Annotated in this window: 2 protein-coding genes; one reads left to right on the forward strand and one right to left on the reverse strand. The window is 70.2% G+C overall.

Going from position 1 to position 1,434, the window contains the following annotated elements:
* The coding region (locus ACGFZA_RS42480) for a GH25 family lysozyme (RefSeq protein ID WP_393686480.1) at window positions 1-737 on the reverse strand (737 nt) is incomplete at its 3' end.
* Window positions 738-952: 215 nt separating this feature from the next.
* Between ACGFZA_RS42480 and ACGFZA_RS42485 the strand changes: the two genes are divergently transcribed.
* On the forward strand, window positions 953-1,434 hold a 482-nt coding region (locus ACGFZA_RS42485; RefSeq protein ID WP_385289249.1), incomplete at its 3' end, for a M23 family metallopeptidase.

The following is a 1,434-nucleotide window of genomic DNA, read 5'->3' on the forward strand; positions in this document are numbered from 1 at the left end:
GTCGGTGGCGGGTCGGTCGGCTCCGTGAGGTCGAACGCCCAGGAGCGGGCGTAGTCCAGGTCGACCGGGGAGGCGCCACCGGCCGACCCCACGGAGGTGTACTGGTGGGCCGCCCAGTCGGGATAGCGGCCGCCGAGGTCGGGCGCGCCGGGCCGGGTGCCGTCGTTCGGTCCCCAGGAGGCGGCCCACAGGTGAGCGCCGGCGGCGATCGTGCGGCTCCAGGTGCCGGACCTCAGCGCCCCGGTGCTGATGTAGAACCAGGGCACGTAGCTGCCGACCCGCTCCCGTACGCGGTTGAACCAGGCGGACACCTCCGTATCGCCCCACAGGCGGGTCGAGTCGTCCAGCACCTCGACATCCAGTGCGAGCACGTCGCCGGTCCGGTAGTCGTGCAGGTGGTCCACGAAGTAGTCGGCGGCGGCAGCGGGAGCGAGGAAGTCCCCCGACAGCCAGTAGTGCCCGACCCGCAGCCCGGCGGCGCGTGCTCCGTCGACATGGCCGGGATAGGACGACGTGGTGTAAGGGCCCTCGGCGAGCTGACACCCACCCGCCTTGGCGATCGCGAACTGCCGGCCCTGTGCCGCTGCCAGGGTGTAGTCGATGCCCTGCTGGTAGTTCGAGACGTCCACGCCTTCCAGGTCCGCCGCCCGGATGCGGGCCGGACCTTCGGCCGACGCGGCGCCGGCGGCCAGGGCGATCCCGGCCGGGGCCAGCGCGGTGGCCACGGCGCCACGCATCAACGTTCTCCTGCGCATGTCTCCTCCGGTGGGTCGGGATGCCCGGCGCGGTCGCACCGGGGGTGAACATGTCATGTGCTTATCAAAATCTATGCGCGTAGGCTACCTTGGCCCCGCACCCCTCTGCCAGGCCAAGTCACCTCACGCATAAGGGAGTTGCTGTGTGCGAGAAGCATGGATTCGAAGGTGGCCAGGAGCCTCGGCCTCGGCTCGAGATGAGTAGGCGCACGTTGCTTCGGGGCTCGGTCACCACGCTCGGCCTGGCGGCCGGCGGAGTGTTGTTCTCGGGTAACCCGGCACAGGCTCTCGACATCTACAACCCGTTCAGCGGCTACCCCGTCACCGGCACCTGGCAGGACCACCTCGACAGCGGCTCTCTGGGGGGAATCGACTACGGGATGGGCGTCGGCACCGCGCTGCCGGCCGCGGGCGCCGGAGTTGTCACGAACATTCCGGACAACGGCACCGGTGGACACACGGTGACCATCACCCACAGCGACGGATACCGGACGCAGTACATGCATCTGTCGCAGTTCCTGCTGGCCAACGGCACCTCGGTCGGCAAAGGGGGGATCGTCGGCCGCTCCGGAGGCGCCGTCGGCGCGCCGGGTTCCGGAAGCTCGACCGGGCCGCACGTGCACTGGCACCTGATCACCCCGGGCGGCACGCGCGTCAACCCGCTGAACTATCTGGGAGG

Source organism: Streptomyces sp. NPDC048211 (assembly GCF_043202315.1).
GTDB lineage: Bacteria > Actinomycetota > Actinomycetes > Streptomycetales > Streptomycetaceae > Streptomyces.